Annotated in this window: 11 protein-coding genes and 2 pseudogenes; 7 read left to right on the top strand and 6 right to left on the bottom strand. The window is 61.8% G+C overall.

Annotated elements, in window-relative coordinates:
- Positions 1-112: 112 nt before the first annotated feature.
- The 3 genes from OKW45_RS25335 to OKW45_RS25325 form a co-directional block, all read right to left on the bottom strand.
- A complete protein-coding gene (locus OKW45_RS25335) occupies positions 113-1,870 on the bottom strand; it encodes a site-specific integrase (RefSeq protein WP_429471790.1) in 1,758 nt (585 codons plus the stop codon).
- 116 nt (positions 1,871-1,986) lie between these two features.
- Entirely contained in the window at positions 1,987-3,690 is a 1,704-nt protein-coding gene (gene ltrA / locus OKW45_RS25330) for a group II intron reverse transcriptase/maturase (RefSeq protein WP_429467001.1), read from the bottom strand.
- 1,100 nt (positions 3,691-4,790) lie between these two features.
- The gene (locus OKW45_RS25325; RefSeq protein ID WP_018418488.1) at positions 4,791-5,177 is read right to left on the bottom strand and encodes a helix-turn-helix transcriptional regulator; all 387 of its coding nucleotides are present in this window, start codon (positions 5,175-5,177) and stop codon (positions 4,791-4,793) included.
- Between the two features lie 306 nt (positions 5,178-5,483).
- On the opposite strand from OKW45_RS25325, the gene OKW45_RS25320 reads away from it, so the two are divergent.
- The 4 genes from OKW45_RS25320 (at position 5,484) to OKW45_RS25305 (ending at position 7,951) form a co-directional block, all read left to right on the top strand.
- Entirely contained in the window at positions 5,484-5,735 is a 252-nt protein-coding gene (locus OKW45_RS25320; protein ID WP_018418487.1) for a hypothetical protein, read from the top strand.
- A 237-nt stretch (positions 5,736-5,972) separates the two neighbouring features.
- On the top strand, positions 5,973-6,755 hold the full coding sequence (locus OKW45_RS25315) for a metallophosphoesterase (RefSeq protein WP_429471787.1): 783 nt from the start codon (positions 5,973-5,975) through the stop codon (positions 6,753-6,755).
- A 392-nt stretch (positions 6,756-7,147) separates the two neighbouring features.
- Positions 7,148-7,399, top strand: coding sequence for a hypothetical protein (locus tag OKW45_RS25310; RefSeq protein ID WP_018418484.1), 252 nt, complete (start codon positions 7,148-7,150; stop codon positions 7,397-7,399).
- A gap of 3 nt (positions 7,400-7,402) precedes the next feature.
- Entirely contained in the window at positions 7,403-7,951 is a 549-nt protein-coding gene (locus OKW45_RS25305; RefSeq protein WP_018418483.1) for an MbcA/ParS/Xre antitoxin family protein, read from the top strand.
- 560 nt (positions 7,952-8,511) lie between these two features.
- On the opposite strand, the gene OKW45_RS25300 is transcribed toward OKW45_RS25305, so the two are convergent.
- Positions 8,512-9,387: a patatin-like phospholipase family protein gene (locus OKW45_RS25300; RefSeq protein WP_026225467.1), complete on the bottom strand. Its 876-nt coding sequence runs from the start codon at positions 9,385-9,387 to the stop codon at positions 8,512-8,514.
- 457 nt (positions 9,388-9,844) lie between these two features.
- Entirely contained in the window at positions 9,845-10,150 is a 306-nt protein-coding gene (locus OKW45_RS25295; protein WP_429471785.1) for a hypothetical protein, read from the bottom strand.
- 188 nt (positions 10,151-10,338) lie between these two features.
- Between OKW45_RS25295 and OKW45_RS25290 the strand changes: the two genes are divergently transcribed.
- From OKW45_RS25290 to OKW45_RS25280, 3 genes and pseudogenes are all read left to right on the top strand, one after another.
- Positions 10,339-10,617 (top strand): hypothetical protein, encoded by a 279-nt coding sequence (locus OKW45_RS25290; protein WP_162633902.1) that lies wholly within the window; start codon positions 10,339-10,341, stop codon positions 10,615-10,617.
- A gap of 1,449 nt (positions 10,618-12,066) precedes the next feature.
- Positions 12,067-12,346: pseudogene (locus tag OKW45_RS25285) on the top strand (HU family DNA-binding protein).
- A gap of 538 nt (positions 12,347-12,884) precedes the next feature.
- Positions 12,885-13,922 (top strand): annotated as a pseudogene (locus OKW45_RS25280) (PDDEXK nuclease domain-containing protein).
- A gap of 546 nt (positions 13,923-14,468) precedes the next feature.
- Here the strand turns inward: OKW45_RS25280 and OKW45_RS25275 are convergent.
- On the bottom strand, positions 14,469-16,961 hold the full coding sequence (locus tag OKW45_RS25275; RefSeq protein ID WP_429471783.1) for a DUF3772 domain-containing protein: 2,493 nt from the start codon (positions 16,959-16,961) through the stop codon (positions 14,469-14,471).
- Between the last annotated feature and the right edge of the window lie 15 nt (positions 16,962-16,976).

Raw genomic sequence — 16,976 nt, 5'->3', positions numbered from 1 at the left:
GCGGCCCGGTGACAGTCGTAGGCGCAGTTGACGGTGAATCGGTTCTCGTGTCCGGGACGGCGTGCGATTGATGCGCCGACGCGCTGGGTGCGAGCACACGCGCGCAAGCTCGCTATGTACGCTTGCCAAACGCGGCGCGGACCTGACGTGCACGCCGCAGATTGTCGTGGTGCAGATAGGTCGACGTCGTTGCGATGGACGCGTGCCGCAGGTTGTCGCGTACGGCGACGAGTTCCACGCCGCGCGCCAGCGCATGCGACGCGTGCGTATGCCGCAGCCAGTGAGGGCTGGCCGCCTGCACTCGTGTGGCCTGTTCAGGGTTGTCCTCGACGAGCTGTCCCGCCGCGAGCGTGAAGAACGTCGTCATCACCTGGCGAAGCCGCGTCGAGCTGATGGCACTCTTTCCGTGACCTTCCGGCCCGAGCGATGCCACAAGCGGCGTCGACGGATCCCAGCGTCGGCGCGTGACGGGAAGTCCGCGCTGCAGCAGGTACCCGTCCAGCGCCTCGAGTGCGAGCGGCGGCAGCGCCACCACGCCTGGCTGTGCGCCTTTGCCGGTCACGTGCAGCCACCATTCACCGTGCGCATCGGCGCGGATGTCGCCGAGCATGGCGGCCACCAGCTCGTGCGCGCGCAGGCCCGTCGCGTAGCCGAAATCGAGCAACAAACGCAGGCGTTGCGCGGCGGGCGTCTGCCAGCCGTAGGACCACTCGAGTCTGTCGGCGAGGCTGCGCAGAGCCTTCCATTCGTTGTCGCTGAGAGCGCGGGCCGTGTCGAACGGTCCCGTGCGCTGGCCGCCGCGCACGGTCAGGCCCGCGAACGGATTGCCAAGCACATAACGCTGCTCCACCATCCAGCGAAACAGGGCGGTGAGTACCGACAGCGCGTATGCCGCCGAGCGGGCCGACAGGCCGCGCGCGAACGGCCGCCATTCGACGGAATCGCGCGGCCGCGGCGGGCCGGTCCAGCGAGTCTTCGGCACGGGATGACGCAGGAACGCGCGGTAGGCGATCGCGTCATCCGTCGTGAGAGACGAGAGCGCCTGCTGCCGCTCGACGATCGCCCACAGCATCAGCCGCTCGGCTTCCCGCCGGTACGCGCGCACCGTATGGGGCGCCTCGTGCAGCGCCAGCCACGCCTGCAGCGCCTCGTAATCGTTGCGGGCGTTCAGCAGGCAGGCGCGGCGTGGCGCCCGGAAGCGGCCGCGCGAGCCGTCCAGTTCTGGTACCGGGTGCTGGCGTTCCCACGGGACGATGCCGTCGATGTGCAACGGCTGCACGCGCTCGACGAGTGCCCACGCCTGGCTGGTCAGTGCCGGGTGCGTGGCGAAGAGTGCCTCCACCAGGTGGGCGCCGGCACGGCCGACGCTGGGAATGCCGCGCCACCACAGGCGCCGGCGCGGTACCCGCAGGGTCAGCTCGGCGAGTGTGCGCAGGCCGGCGGCGCACAGCACCTGGGCGATCCGCGGCGGCAGCCACGCATCGACGCCGTCGGTCAGCCGCGGCTGCGGGACGGGCGTGTGACGCAGCCGGTCGATCGCGTACGTAACGGCGGCCGCGTGCCGGGTGCGCCCCTCGGCCGGACACTGGAAGAGCGGGATGAGATCGTCGCGCTGGCGCGCGGTCGCACACGCGATCAGCTGCCGGCGCACTCGGGCGATCATCGCGCGCGAGGACTGCCCATCGTCGCGCGCGTGCTCAAGATAGCGCGTCACGGCCGCGCGGGCGGTGAGTCCCTCGTACCACGCGCGCAGCGCGGCGAGCGACGCGAGATCAGGCAAGGCAGTGGGCAGTGCGGCGGGCAGGGCAGCGGGCGTTACGTGGGACGGGCCGTTCCCCTGTCCGGAGGCCGGGACAGGCGCGGTTTTCATGGGAACAGTTTAGGTCGCGGACAGCGCTCTTGCGGTCGGGTAGCAGCGGTGCATTACTGCACCGCCGCCCCCTAAGAACCGTGCATGCGAGTTTCCCAGCACACGGCTCAAGCCTTTCAAAGCCCCATTGCCGAGGCCGGTTTCACTACTGAGAGTCCGAGGGCACGCGCGGCCCGATGGCAATCCGGGTGAAGCATCGTCAGGTTGCTGATCGTGTCCTTACCGCCATCGATCTTTCGCTCCAGGTGGTACAGCCGCCAGCCACTGGATTTCGTGATCATTTGACGACAGACCGGACAGGACCTCTGCTGATCGAGCCACAACCGGATCAGACGCATCCGGCCCTTGAGCGAGTCCATCATCGTGAAGCCCAACCGCTCTTCGAAATAACTTTCCCACTGCGGGTCGAACGGGTTTGCGGCACCCTTGATCTTGCGGTGCCGCCGGATTGGCGTGCCAACAATGTCGTACAGCTTCAGAAGTTCACGCTTTCCATCGCTGAGCACTTTGTCCGTCGCCGTACCAAAGACCCATTGGCGGGCGCCAACGGTTCGAAAGTACTTCCGACGTACCCAGTGCGAGTTCTTCTGCGGGTGTCGGCGCTTCGCCCAACGCCATAGACATTGCCAAATCGCATGAGCAACCTTGTTAAAGGTACGCTTCGCCACGACATGCCGATAATAATCCGCCCAACCGCGAATCTTTGGGTTGAGCAGGCGGATCAGACGATCGTGTCTTAGCGTTGCATTGCCTTTCACGATGTCCCGAAGCTTCCGCATGAAGCGCTGAACGCTCGTTTTGGCTGGCTTGATCAACAACTTGCCGTCGTACTTGCGAACGTTCATGCCCAGGAAATCGAACCCATCGTTGATATGCGTGATCCGGGTCTTCTCCCGTGACAGCGATAATCCCCGCTGTGCAAGAAACTGCACGACCAGCGGCATGACTTCATCCTCCAGCACTTCTCGCGTCGCGCCAGTGATAACAAAGTCATCTGCATATCGAACGACGTTAACCTTCGACGGATTCCGGCCGCCTCTGCAGAACTTCGCAAGAAGTGTTCGTTCTAACCCATCGAGAGTCATGTTCATCAACGTGGGCGAGATAATACCGCCCTGAGGCGTACCCGCTTCCGTCGAATGAAAGACACGGTTGTGAAGGTAGCCAGCCTTCAACCACTTTCGCAGTATCGCTTTATCCGTTGGGATGTGGGCGACCAACCAATCATGCGAAATTTCATCAAAGCAGCTGCGGATGTCGGCCTCCAGAATCCACTGCGCGCGATTGCTGCTGGCCAGTGAGATAAAGCACTGTTCTATCGCGTCGGCCGTGGAGCGGGCGGCTCTGAACCCATAAGAGTTCGGATCCGCCATGGTTTCTGCAACAGGTTCGAGTGCAAGCAGATGAAGCGCCTGTTGCGCTCTGTCGACCATGCAGGGAATTCCAAGAGGTCTCAGCCGTTTCCCGTCGGCTTTCAGGATATATATTCGTCTCAGCGGCAGAGGGCGGTAGCCCCGCCGCTTTAGAGACTTCACTGCCTGGAGGCGGGACCTCGGCGTAGACCATGTGAGGCCGTCTACGCCGGGAGTCCGTCTACCCTGATTCTCAGTCACCCGTCTGACGGCGAGTGCCTTGCCGCTGAACGAGTGGGTCAGCAACCACTGCAAAGCCTTCACCTTGCCGTATTTGCCGTCCTGTGTCGCCTTCACGATGCGAGCCTGCAGCCTTCGAATCCCACGATAGCATCGGGCCCAATCGACATCGTTCCAATGCATTGCGCGATCGGAGGACGCACCGGTGCCGGCTTGCTGCACTGTCATTTGCTTCTCCTCCTTTGAAGGTTCGTCAGACTCTTTCGTGACGAAAGACCATGCGGAAGTCTGCCCGCTTTCGCGTAGGATGAGGTTGCCTTGCGGCGCAATCCCTATCCGTCCGATTACAGGACGGCGTTCGCTTTCTCCGCACTCCTGTTCCCGCACCTCCAACAGCTTTCCTCACGGTCGGCTTGCCCGACTGGGCAGAGATACGGGGTTTCCGTGTTCCGCATCGTTCGCAGGAATGGTTTAGGCTCTGCTTCTCCACCGGTAGCACCATGTCCGCGCTGCCCCATCTTATAAAGGGCAGACCTGCTACGTTCCCGTTTTGGGTGGGGCCTATCAGTGTCTTTGGCCCGTCTAAGTTAACGATGTTTATCAGCAGTTCAAATACTTTAGCCATGCCATCCAGTCTAGCGCCCCCTCCGCATTGACACTCGCAGGGGCACCGTCGTCTCACGACCACGGCTTAGCTTGCGCCGGGCTACATTGTCTCGGTGGCTTCACACGGCGCCGTTACCAGCCCCGCATGCACCAATAGACTACGGGCGACGGAACGCCCGGTTTCCTCCCGCCAGGCATCGACGGTAAAACAACGAACGAAGCGACCTCACGTCGCACATAAGAGTATTTATCGCAAACGACGGCGGTGCGCATCGGGTGGCAGACTCCGGATTGCGACCCGATCCGGCTGGAAAGCGGGTCTGCGGCCATCGGAAAGCGGTACCTGGCACAGCGAGGCGGCGATGGCGGGTTGCCCGCCGGATGCCGGAGCCGGCTTGCGCCGCGCGGGGACGACGCACCAGGTCGTCATCGGGAAGAATGGCCGGCGGTGGCTTGTGCAGCAGACCTCAACGGGATTCCGGCGGCGTGACGCCGAGAACGAGGTTTGGTTCCATGACCGGATTACACACGCGGCTAACGCAGGAAGACCCCGTTTCGCGCGATAAAAAACTCTCTGGCCGCGATAAGCCCCCTTATCACCGGAAAACGGTGCAAGGTGCCAGCAGGACTTTCATGTGCGGCCCGGGCGTGACAGGTGCCGCCCAGCGGTACCCGCACGCTGAGAAGAATCGCAACCTCCCATGGCGGGCGGGCGCTGGGTTTCAACCGCCGCGTGGTTTGCTGCGACGCGCTTCCCGCGCCGGTGTCCGCGCGAGTCGCCTGCATAGCTCCTTGAGCCAGCGCCTGACCCAGACGCGATCGGTTGGGCTGAGCGACGCCAGCATTTCCACAATGTCGCCGGCCACCTGCCTGGACTTGCTGGACCGGGAGATGAAGAGGCTGTTCACTTCGACCCCGTAAAGCGAGGACAGTGCAACAAGTCGCGCTGGCGATGGCCAGGACTTGCCCGTTTCAATCCGGCTGATGGTCTGTTTGTCGAGATCGAGAAGTTCCGCGACTTCTTCCTGCGTCCTGCCAGCTTCAAGACGCGCATTGGCCAGCGCCTGTCCAACCTGAACCGCAAATTCTTCTTCTGCGCGCGAAGCCACCGGGTGAACACCTTTGGTTGTTGATCGACGTGGAATCGTCGCCGCGTTCGCCTAATCTGGTAACATCACAAGACGCCTACAATGTAGGCAAAATATGCCTACATAGGTGTGTCGAACCGCGGCTAGTGTGCGCGCGCTGAAGCCGCGTAACGATGCCGTGGCCAGCCCATGTATGGCAGCGCTGGCAGCCTGCGCATGCACGGTCAACGCGCTACACGTCGTGGCCGGACGGCATGCCATTTGATGTGTTCCAACGCATCGCATGTCGCGCTGGTTTTGCAGTCCCGTTGTTGAAAGAGTGATCGTATGTTCTTGATTTCTGAGCAGAACCTTGTGCCGGCATGGCCTGGAGTGACGCTGTCGGCCGTTGCCGAGATGGCGGGTTGTGAGGAGGTGCTCATCCTGCAATTTGTCGCTGGAAAACGCGACCTGCCCCGGGTTGCCATGGTGGAGTTCGCGTCGGGTGCTGCGAAGACGCTGCTGCAACTGACGGCAGACGGCCAGACCGTGCGGGGCGCGGCAGTGCTGAGCGCGAAACCGCACAAGGACTCGGCATGATGGAGTCTGGAGCCGCTGAGCGAAATTCACATCGGCGCAACCGCAGCCTATGACGAGGACCATCCGCTGGTCTCGTTTGCGCGGGTCACCACAGCAGGGGGGAGGAATTCTCGATGCCTGTCGGTATCGCGGAGAAACACTCGCGCGGAAAGCGCATCTACCCGTCCACGCCGGCGCGTTCGTCAAAGGGTGGCCGCCGGAAACCGACGGTTGATGTCGCAGGTACGAGCTGACGGCATGCGTATCCAGATCGCCTCGGACCTGCATCTGGAGATCGTGCACCAGAGTTTTCCGGGTCATAACCCCGTCAGGCTGACGAATGCGGACGTGCTGGTGCTCGCGGGTGACATTGCGAAGGGGGCCGATGCGGTCGAGCCGTTTGCGCGCTGGCCGGTGCCCGTCATCTACGTGCATGGCAACCATGAAGCGTATGGCACGGAGTACGACACGCTTGCCAACTCCATCCGTATGCGCGCGGCCGGTACTGCGATTCATTACCTTGAGCGCGACGCGTTTGTGATGGGTGATGTGCGGTTTCTCGGTTGTTGCCTCTGGACAGACTATGCGCTCAGTGGCGTGCGCGACCGGAGTATGGCGCTGGCCGGGCGGATGCTGCATGACCATCGTGTTATCCGCACTAGCGACGGCACACGTTTTCGGCCGGAGCACGCGCTGGCGGAGCACGAAAAGACGGTGAAGTGGCTGCGGACCGAGCTGGCAAAGCCCTTCGACGGGCGCACGGTCGTCGTGACCCATCACGGCGTTGCTCCGCCGTCGGTGCATCCGCGCTATGCGAACGACCCGGTCAACGCTGCATTCGTGAGCGACCTGCGACCTGTGCTCGAGCTGGCCGACGTGTGGATTCACGGTCACGTGCATGACTCGTTCGATTATCGCGTTGGCCAGTCGCGGGTGATTACCAACCCGCGCGGCTATGCGACGAACCGTCTGATGGCGGGTACGCCGGCCGACCTGAAACGGGAAAACCCGGCGTTTGATCCGGCGCTGATCGAGGTGTGAGCAGCTGTGCCGTGGCACGCTGAGGCGGCGCAAACGTTCTGGCGATGCGCATGGGCGCTGCCGCGAGAAAATCGCCTGCAAAAAAAATGGTTGACCCCCAAAGACTACGGGCTCGAGGGAGCATCTCGACATGGAGCGCGCCTGACCAGGGCGAACCGGCGAAAAAGACGGCGACAATCATCGCCGCCTGACGAGAGCAGCGCACAGTTACGGGCGCGCCTGAAGGCCCTTTGCGCTCGCCACGCGTAAAACAGGAACAGCGATGACTACAGCCCTCCACAGTCTTCAGGTCCAGCGAGAAGACACGATCCGGAAGATACTGGCCGAGGGAGAAGCGACTGCCCGTGACCCGTGGCGCGTCGGCTAAACGCTCGCAAAAGGAACAGCAATTTATGAGCAGCAAGGACCACATCCGGTATCAGGCGAAAGAGGGCGGTCAGCCCGGCTGGGATCTTTACGCCGAGATTTTTGAGCCAGAGGACGTCGTGTATCTGGAACTTGACGGTGTAGCCGCTGAAATCACGATGCTCGGGAACCTGGAGCGCGGGCCGGGCACCGTGCTGTTGCGCCTGCCGGTCGCCACCGCGAAGCAGCTCGGTCTCGTGCCTCCGGGATGGAAAAAGTCGGGCTGGGAAAGGGAGTAGGTCATGCGCGAATACCGTGACAGGATAGTGCAGGAGATCGCCGCTTGCACATGCGACCGCTGCAGCCAGCGCATGTCGCCCGATGATGACCAGGGGGAGTGGTATGAAAAAGTGTCGCTCGACTGGCGCGGCGGCTTTGGCTCGGTTTTTGGCGACGGTGCACATCTGAGCATTGATCTTTGTCAGCAGTGTCTCCGCGATACGCTCGGGTCATGGCTGCGGGTCGATCCGCCATCCGCAACGGATAATGTGATTGAAGCCTTGAAGGGCGTCGTTTCCCGACCCGATGTGCCGGTAACTGTGGACCAGATGAATCCACTGCTGTTCGGCGAGCAGGACGAGTCCCGTGGCACGTTACTCCTTGCGACACGTCTCGCGAAAATAGTCGCGCAGGCGATAGCCGTCTTCCGGGAGCAGGATAAGGCGATCCGGTGGCTGGTCATGCCGCACAAGCAGTTTTCCGGCCGAACTGCGCTCGAAATGGCGAAGACCGAGGATGACGCACGGCTGGTTGAGGAAGCGCTGGTGCGGATTGACGAAGGGTACGCATAGCAAAAGGCCGGACTTTTGGGCGCGACTGAAGAGCTTGTTGCCCGATTGCGCGTCCGCACATCGCCTGAAGCCGTCGATCATCGGATGCGATGACTTGTATGTTGTCGCTGGGCATCCGCTTGAGCAAGCCTTTTCGCCGCGCAGTCTCGGACGCAACCGGAAAAACGGTCTTTAGCCCCGACATCCGGCTGACCGGTGCACTCGGGTTGCGCTCACTGAGCTATCAAGCTACGAAGCGGCCGGTGGCATCGTGCGAGCCTGCGGATGGCTGATCAAGGTTCCGTTGCTGAACGCGTACAGTCGGCCACGAGCCGCCGGTCAAGGACGCCATCCAATTTGATTAATCAAGGGCTCGTTCGCCCTTGCTCAATGGCCGGTCTCCGGCGAGCGAATTACCAGCGGCACTGCCTCAACCCGGCCAGCTCCAGCCGTTCGCCCATTGTCTCAGACGGACATTCGAACGTCGGCTCGATTCACATAGCGGACCTTTGGCAGCCGGTCATGCTCGTCGGGTCATTGGCCCTTGGCACAATGTAGCTCGTCAGTATTTGCTTGCGCCGCTAACGTGCAGCATGCGCATGCTCGCGCAACTCACCGGGAATCAACGCGCGCTCGAGGCCACCATCACTGAGCCATACACGCGTTTTCTGCGCGGCCCGTTCGATCAATTGGGCGCACTGGGTATAGTCGTAGGGCGAAACATCGAGTGGACACAATGGCGGAACGACATAGATCTGCGCTCGCGTCGAATAGAATTCCAGGTCGCGAACGAGCTGGCGCGCGATGACGAGCGTCAGCGCATGCATGGCTTGCGCGATCGCGCTACGCGGCGGCGCATGCAGCGCACACGCGAAGCCGGCTGGCAGTACGATGATGCGCGTCGCACCACGCGCGACCGCTACCGAGATCGGCGTGTTGTTGGCGACGCCGCCATCGACGAGATCCACACTGTCGATACGCACCGGCGGAAACACGCCGGGTATCGCTGCGCTCGCCTGCACAGCGTTCACGACGGGACCGGTCGAAAGAACGACTTCGCCGCCTGTGAGCATATCGGTCGCGACGATGTGAAGCGCCACGGTCGCTTGCTCGATCCGATCATACGACAGATGCGTCGCCAGCAGTTGGCGCAATGCGTTCGCCTCAACGAGGTGAGGACGACTGCGCAGAATCATCGCGAGCAGGCCAAGCATAGAAAACGGCATGATGTCCTGCCGCCGGATCTTGCACCATAGCGCTTCGAGCATTGCGACGCCATCGCCGTCCGGCCGTCCGGCGAAATACGCTGCGTTGATCGCGCCCGCGGAGGCGCCTACCACGCAGCCTGGATACTCACCGCGTTCGAGCAATTCGCGCAGCATGCCAACCTCGATCGCGCCGAGACTGCCGCCGCCAGCGAACACAAATGCGGTTAAACCCGAAGGCTGAGGGTTCATGGCTCTTTTGAAACGTCTGCTCGTGGCTCAATACCCAGTGCTGCGACCACGCGCACCGGTGCCGGCATGCTGTCGGCATGCTGAGGCAACCGCGTACGAACTCGTGTATACGGCATCCGATGCGGCTTCAGCAATTCACCGCCCCGCTGACCGCGTCCTTTCAAATCGGCAGTTCAGTCTGCATGTATGTCCCTTCCAAGATGCTCGCCAAACGTCGGTAAGATCGGACGTGATCCTTTGGTCTCTTGGGAAAGCTGACATCGGCGCCACGTTTGCCGAGCAGCCTCTGTCGGCAATGCGCGACCGTTTATGGACTTGACCGTCGTCGCAAGGGAGCGAGCGACGGTTGGACCGCTGGAAGCGGCCGTGGAAGTGCATCGGCATCTAGTAGCCGCAGCGGGTCGCGTGCGGCCGATCGCCGTCAGGCAGAGGTCGGCCGAGCGCGGTCTGTCGGCATTTATGCTCCGAAGTAAACGAGTTCGGGCGTCCGGCGCTGAAGATCTGCGACCGAGAGCGTTATGCGCTCGCCTGTTGCAGATGCTGCTTCATACTGTTGCACGGTCCTTAGAATTCGGCGTTTGTTCAACTCGAACGCGAGTCGCACCTGTTGGACAGTCTCATTGCGAGCGCCAAGCTCTTCACAAACGACTTCAAACGGCAGCGCGAAAGCGCAGTATCCCCAGCCAAACCCATAGGCGGAAAACCACACCGCCGAGTCGGCGCAAAGAATGGGGGCAGTCATGGCAGTATGTAGCTGATCCATCGCATTCACCTGCGTCGACGATAGGTTGACATCAAAGTGTGGCACAGGGACCTTACAAACGCGGGGTTCTGTCGACACGACGTTACCACTCCGCCGAGATGATTGTCCTGTAGCGGAGGTGTGATTGCGCAGCGGGACTGATTCGAACGGGTCATGTCCTGCGGATCCCCAACAGGCAGGACCCGGCCATGAAGCGACATTCGCGTTTCGTCTCTCGGACATTCGGGCCGCATTTTCACTCGGGAATAAGTCATTCAATTTGCAGCGTGGATATGGAGGTGTCCGTTCGCGTTGAAGCGTTGCGGCTTAACCCGGCTCTTGGTGATGCGATGCAGCAGCTCAAACGGCTAATTGGCAAGCTCAACGGCAACACGCAGGCGGTTATGGACCATGTCCAGAAATCCCAACAGATTGATACTCATTTAATGGCGAGCCTAAAAGCCGTGGCGTCCCGCGCATCGCAGTAAATCGGATAGCGCTGCGCGAAATTTATACTATGCTTAATCGGCCCCCGAGACGGGACGCAGGCAATCGATTTGAATTCAAAGCATGCGGGACCGCTCGACTAGGCCGACGTCATTCCCACAAGAGGTGACACATAAAGTTCTTGAAGGTAACGGCGGAAAGGTCTTCACCGCATCCCGGATCGGCGGCGTCACCATCTCTCTGGCGTCGCATCGCCTAGGTTACGTTACGAAAATGCCGCTATTAATAGAAGAAAACTTATCTTAATAGCCGCATTTGCATTGCAGTTTGTTTTAGAAAGTCGCTTCATGAAGCCGTTCAGCTTTGAGTGTCGACACTCCCGGTTGTTACCGCTGCCGCGTCGCATAGGCTTGGACTAGGCCAACCGGTGCGAGACACGGAAATGAAGGGGGTCGATAGTTGTGGCTATGTACCCCTTCATTTCGCGACAAACCGGCCATGCAGCGCGGTCAATGACGTCCCGCCGAGGCGCGGTTCGCCGAGACGCGGCTTACTGGCTTGCCACGCTTCCTGTTGGATGCGGAGCAAGGACTGACGATTGCGTCGGAGCTCATTCGCCGGAACTCCGGCACGTGGCCGCCGTGACGATAGGTGAGTGTTTTCGGGAGATCGCTTGTTGGATCGGACACCCGCGGCGCAAAGGCCGGGTGGCATCAACTTGCGCTGCAATAAACGGCTTATGATCATTAAGCGCGGTGAGGGGGCGTGCCCGTGATCGCCGACACCGGGTTGAGCGGCGGGACGCAACGCTCAGCGTCGCGCGGCGACTTTACGGCGCTATGGGGAAAGGGAGAGGGAAGGGACTCCCTTCTCTCAGCGGCAGCTCAGGCGTGTTACCGGGTGACCGGCCCTAACGGGGACCTGGCGCAGGGGAGTTCCGAGACTAAATCATTAAATGCGGTCTTGGTAATAGCAGTTATCAAAACTGTCAGCGGGACAAAACTCGACCGAGTCGCTCATAGCTCTCGTCGGGGGCGCCGTGGGGAGCCGCCTAAAGCGCGTTCGGCACGCGAACTGCGGCGCGTGATGGCACGGCGAGCGTGACGGCGGGCCACGCCCGAAGTTGGGCGAGGACGCCGGTCGCCGACGCGCCGTCAGCAGGAAGGGAGGGAGTGGAAGGAGATCCCGTCGCTCCAATTGGCGATATTGCATCCCGGGCCAACGGATTCCGGCGCGCAAGCGTGTGACGGCTGCATTGCGGGGACGGGTGGTGGGCGTGCGCCGTTCGTGATCGTCGATGAGCGATCCCATCGCTGGCACCGCGGGATACCGGGCCACCCCACAAAGGGTGACCTTTCACGGCCATGCCACCGCTGGGCAAGGTTGGCTGAATGACGGCCAGCCCGTTGGCGCCTCTCCGGAGCCGGATGCGCACCGGTGCGAGAATCGGGTAGGGTGCGGCATTCCAACCGAACCTAAAGGACATCACCATGAGCAAGCAGGACCTCGTCGACGCCTTCGCCGCAAAAAGCCGGCACCAGCAAGGCGCTGGCCGCTGAAACGCTCGACGCGCTGCTCAGCACCATCACAACGGCTGTCACGAAGGGCGACACGGTGCAGCTGATCGGCTTCGGATCGTTTTCCACAGGTGAACGTGCCGCGCGGAAGGGGCGGAATCCCGCCACCGGTGCGGAAATCCAGATTGCCGCCGCCAAGACCGTCAAGTTCACGGCCGGCAAGGCGTTCAAGGATGCAGTGAACGGCGCCTGACCGGGCGAATCAATTCCCCCGGGGTCATCGGTCGTCCGCGCTCATAGCGTCCACGTTGCAGGCGCCGCTTCTTACAACACTACTGAGACGTAGATGATCGTGCGACAGAGGGCGTGTTGCGACCTGCGGAAAGTTATCAATCGTCGCAAGTGCTGTCGTTAGATGCGGCGACTCCTCAAGCGGGCCTCTCCCGTTTGGATTTCGCGCTCACCGACCCGGGCATGGCTGCGTCTCCGCGACACACGCATGACGCGGATTGCCAGTGGCGCGGACGATGCGGTAGGGTGCCAGTGTGATCCCGCATTTCAGGCACTCTATATGAACAAGCAGAAACTCGGCGACGTGGTGGCCGCCGGCAGCGGCGACAGCTTCACCGCCATAGCCGCCGTTGTCACCGCCGCTAAGGCCTTCGGGAATGCGGTGAAGGCTCATGACGCAAGACGGGGTCGAGCCGGTCGCGTACGCGGATCTCCAGCAGGATATCGCGGACGTCATTGCGGCGACGCGTATAGCAGCGGCGCGTAGTGTCAATGCGATCATGACCGCAAGCTACTGGGCGGTCGGGCGGCGCATTGTCGAGTTCGAGCAGGGCGGGGTCGAGCGCGCCAGCTACGGCGAGGCGTTGATCCGACGGCTGGGGGCGGATCTGTCGGTGAGGCTCGGTCGTGGCTTCGGCGGCCGGAACCTCGCCCAGATGCGGGCGTTCTACCTGGCGTGGCCCGCTGACCGGATTGTGCAGACGCTGTCTGCGCTTTCTGCGGGCAATCGGTTTCCAGTCTCGCCGCGGCGAACGGACTCAACTTCGGCGCCATCGCACGGGCATTTCCGCTACCGTGGTCCGCGTACGTTCGTCTGCCCTCCGTGAGAACGGCCGACGCACGCAAGTTCTATGAAACCGAGGGGCTGCGCGAAGGCTGGTCCGTGCGGCAGCTCGACCGGCAGATCGGCAGCCAGCTCTATGAACGGCTCGCACTGTCGCGAAACAAGGCAGCCCTGCTCAGGAAAGCAGCTGATGCCGAGCCGCGTGAGGTGCTGACGGCGGAGGAGGCGATTCGCGATCCGTTTGTCCCCGAGTTTCTTGATCTCAAGGATGAGTATTCGGACTCGGACCTCGAAGCGGCGCTGATCCAACGCCTCACGGACTTCCTGCTCGAGCTTGGCGACGACTTCACGTTGGTCGGCCGGCAGCGGCGTCTGAGGATCAACGACACCTGGTTCCGTGTCGATCTGGTGTTCTTCCATCGGCGCCTGCGATGTCTGGTGATCATCGACCTGAAGGTGGGCAAATTCAGCTAGGCGGATGCCGGCCAGATGCATCTCTATTTGAACTACGCGCGCGAACACTGGGTCAAGCCTGGGGAAAATCCGCCGGTCGGGGCTGATCTTGTGTGCCCAGAAAGGTGCGGCCGAGGCGCGATACGCGCTCGACAACCTGCCGAACAAGATACTTGCCGCCGAATACCAGACGGTGCTTCCCGATGAAACCCTGATCGTCGCCGAGCTCGAACGGACCCGCGCGGAACTCGAGCAGCGTTGGTCGGCCGACGGTCCCCAGACCTCGGTAACAGGAGACTGATGAAAGGGCAGGTACGGCGACGAGGCAAGATTGCCAGTTCGTCACCCCGTTGCGTACTGGCAACGGGTGAGCATCAGGATGTTCGTTGCTTCTGCTAGCGCGTTCGGCGTGTCCTCATAATGTGGCTGCCGATCGATGCGACAGAAACGCGAGTTACAGGCGATAGCAAGCGAAACTACGGTAATGTATTTGATGCTCGGGAGTACAGATCCATTGATGAAAACAAAAATGCCATCCGGTGTGGGATTTTCTGATTTACGTCGGATACCTAATGAAGTGAGTATGTGGATGTCGACAGCAGAAGTGTCATCCTGCGCCTAGTTAGTCGTTCAGGGCGGGGTGTTCGCGTTCCGATAAAAGAGCCACGCTAGCACAATTAACGGACGGCACTAGCGCGCTTATGGGCACCGTTAGCAGAATTAGCGATCTGCAACAGCTGTGGATGTTCGGAGGCGGCAACCACGGCGTCAGCAACTTCGCGGCTGTACCCTCGGCCCTAGCGCCGACTGGCTCCTTGTCCACGTGTAGCCGCGAGGATCTTTCTACCTATATGTTCACATGTGCGCCTCCGGTGCTGACTCCGCCTTTCCGGTCAGGAGAGAGGTCATGGACAAAAGTGTCAGCTTCCCGCAGGTCTCGAATAACTACAGTCTGCGGGGTCGCCAACGTAATGGCCGCCGCACGCAACCGCTTGAGAATGTCGAACAGCAGGTCGCTCCTCGTATCGCCTACTATTCTTGGGCTGCGAACATAGCCGGTGACGTTCAATGTGATGCCGTCGGCAGAGAGCTCACTGAACACGACCGTTGGGGCCGGATGGTCCAGCATCGACGGGTGCGCCCGGTAGGCGGCGAGCAGAAGATCGCGCACCTGTTCAGGATCGGTGTTCAACGGGAAGGTAAGCGTGAGAGTCGCGACACCCTGGGTCCGGTTTCCCATCGTCACGTTGCGCACGTTTTGCGAGATGAGGTGGGAATTCGGGACGATAACCGTGGACCGGTCGGCGAGCTGAATTTCGGTTGCGCGAACGTTGATGCGGCGGATGTCGCCCTCGACGCCCGCAATGCTGATGATATCCCCGACCTTGACCGGGCGCTCGGTCAGCAGGATCAGCCCGGAGATGAAATTCTTGACGATTTCCTGAAGCCCGAAGCCGATGCCAACCGACAGCGCGCTGACGATCCATGCGAGGCTCGTCCACCGCACACCCAGTATGGACAGCGTCAGCAGCGTGATAAGCACCCGGCCCGTGTTGACGAATAGCGCGAGGAGGGTGGCTCGCATGCCGGCGCTCATACCGGTTTTCGGGAGCAACTCCTGATCTAGCCATTTGCGCACGGACCGGAGCAGGTACAGGCCAACACCCAGCGTGAGAACTGCGTTGACAATGTGTCCGGGGACGATGTGCAGCCCGCGCAGCCAGTTGCCGCCGACGATCTCAAGGATGCTGCTAGCCAGGCCGGCGGGCGTGGTGCCGAAGCCGCCGGTCAGCAGCGCGATGACCGCGATCGCCAGCAGCAGGCTGCGGCCCACCGCGGACATCACCGTCGAAGCCTGTTCGAGGTGAATGTCGTCCAGCCCGAATAGCTGCTTGATGGTTTTGCCGCTGGTGTGGTGTGCCGAAAACAGGTTTTCGCAGACGTCCTGGGTGAGCCTGCTCAGCAGGTAGAAGCTGCACAGGACGAGGTCAAACCAGACGAGCTCATAGGTCAGGAATCGTGCAACCGTAACGTAGCCGGTCAGCAGCGAAAGCAGCGAGCCCACGACGGCAATGGCGACACCGGCATGGATCAACCCCGCGACGGTCGAGCGGGCCTCCGGCGTTTCTCCTGCGGCGGCCAGCGCATTACGTACGCGGTTCGCCCGTAGCAGGGCAGCGCCGATGGTCAGTGCTACCACCAGTGACACCATCCCGCGTCCGAGCAGCGTCATCTGCACACTGGTATCGACTGTTCTGTTGAACTGCTCTACCGTGCCGGAGAGCATGAGCAGCGCGGCAAGTATCCTGGGGAATGGCTGAATGGCGCGCGCCACCGGATCGGCCATGACCGTCAGGCGCCACAAGGGTCGGTCACGGCACAGCAGCGCCCTGCCCAGTCCCGCGATCATGGCGCAGGTCAGAGCGAGCGTAATCAGTTCGCTGGCGAAATCCTGCAGGTTGGCGTTTAGTGGCTGCTGATGAGTCAGGGCAAGATAGATGAGCCGGACTGCGCATGCAGCGGCCGCCACGCTGGTGAGCGTGGTCGACAGCGCGATCGCGCTGCGTCGCAAACGGCCTTCAGGAAGGCGGTGCAGGCAGAACCATAGCAGTGCCCGTTCGAGCAGGTGGGCGCCTGCCGTCGCTGCTCCGAGCGCGAGCAGCAGCATCAGTACGATCGTGAGTCGCTCGCCCGGTTGCCACGCCGACTGCAGTTGACCGGTAAGCAGCGAATTGAATGCCTTCAGCCGGTCACGGTCGGTCGGTTCGGTCTGTAAGAGCGGGGCCCAGAACGCACGGCCCAGAATGCTGCCGGAGCGAAAGGCGAGCTGGTTTTTCAAATAGTCATGCTGCAACCGGCCAATCTGGGTAGTCAGGTTTGGCAGGTTCTCCCTGATGGTTTCCACCTGCCCGAATTCGGCGTCGAGCCGCGCCCGCTGTGCCGCAATAGCGACCCGCTGCTCCGCGACCGCGGGCGTCTCGACACTGGTGCCCGGAGCCGGCGCAGGACCGAGCACGTCAAGCTGGGCCTGCAATTTCGCGCGCCCGGGAACCAATGACGTGGCCAGAAAGTTGTCCACCCGAGCTGAAAGTTGCTGGATCGCTGTCTGCAACTCGACGAATTGCGCGTCGCTTGTCGCCGTCGATGCCCGCTGCTTGATCTGGTCCTGCTGAGTCTGCAGGTGCCCCAGAATGGTCAGGCTCCTGGTGTCATCGCCAGGCGGTGCGAGAGGCGCAATTGCGATGAGATCCGATGGAGTGGCTGCCCATACTGTCGGGGGAATCAGGCTGAATAACGCCAGCAGGACGAGACGAAAGACGAAGTCCGGCAGTTTGCGCATGATGGTCGAACCGGC

Source organism: Paraburkholderia lebeckiae (assembly GCF_050436225.1).
GTDB classification, from domain to species: domain Bacteria; phylum Pseudomonadota; class Gammaproteobacteria; order Burkholderiales; family Burkholderiaceae; genus Paraburkholderia; species Paraburkholderia tuberum.
The sequence above is the reverse complement of the archived record's forward strand: the minus strand, read 5'-3'. Positions and strand labels throughout refer to the sequence as shown.

Excerpts from the sequence above, each read along its gene's own strand:
- OKW45_RS25295 (WP_429471785.1), bottom strand. The coding sequence starts at position 10,150 with ATGGATCAGCTACATACTGCCATGACTGCCCCCATTCTTTGCGCCGAC.
- OKW45_RS25305 (WP_018418483.1), top strand. The coding sequence starts at position 7,403 with ATGCGCGAATACCGTGACAGGATAGTGCAGGAGATCGCCGCTTGCACA.
- OKW45_RS25290 (WP_162633902.1), top strand. The coding sequence starts at position 10,339 with ATGAAGCGACATTCGCGTTTCGTCTCTCGGACATTCGGGCCGCATTTT.
- OKW45_RS25310 (WP_018418484.1), top strand. The coding sequence starts at position 7,148 with ATGAGCAGCAAGGACCACATCCGGTATCAGGCGAAAGAGGGCGGTCAG.
- OKW45_RS25315 (WP_429471787.1), top strand. The coding sequence starts at position 5,973 with ATGCGTATCCAGATCGCCTCGGACCTGCATCTGGAGATCGTGCACCAG.
- OKW45_RS25300 (WP_026225467.1), bottom strand. The coding sequence starts at position 9,387 with ATGAACCCTCAGCCTTCGGGTTTAACCGCATTTGTGTTCGCTGGCGGC.
- OKW45_RS25275 (WP_429471783.1), bottom strand. The coding sequence starts at position 16,961 with ATGCGCAAACTGCCGGACTTCGTCTTTCGTCTCGTCCTGCTGGCGTTA.
- OKW45_RS25320 (WP_018418487.1), top strand. The coding sequence starts at position 5,484 with ATGTTCTTGATTTCTGAGCAGAACCTTGTGCCGGCATGGCCTGGAGTG.
- ltrA (WP_429467001.1), bottom strand. The coding sequence starts at position 3,690 with ATGACAGTGCAGCAAGCCGGCACCGGTGCGTCCTCCGATCGCGCAATG.
- OKW45_RS25335 (WP_429471790.1), bottom strand. The coding sequence starts at position 1,870 with ATGAAAACCGCGCCTGTCCCGGCCTCCGGACAGGGGAACGGCCCGTCC.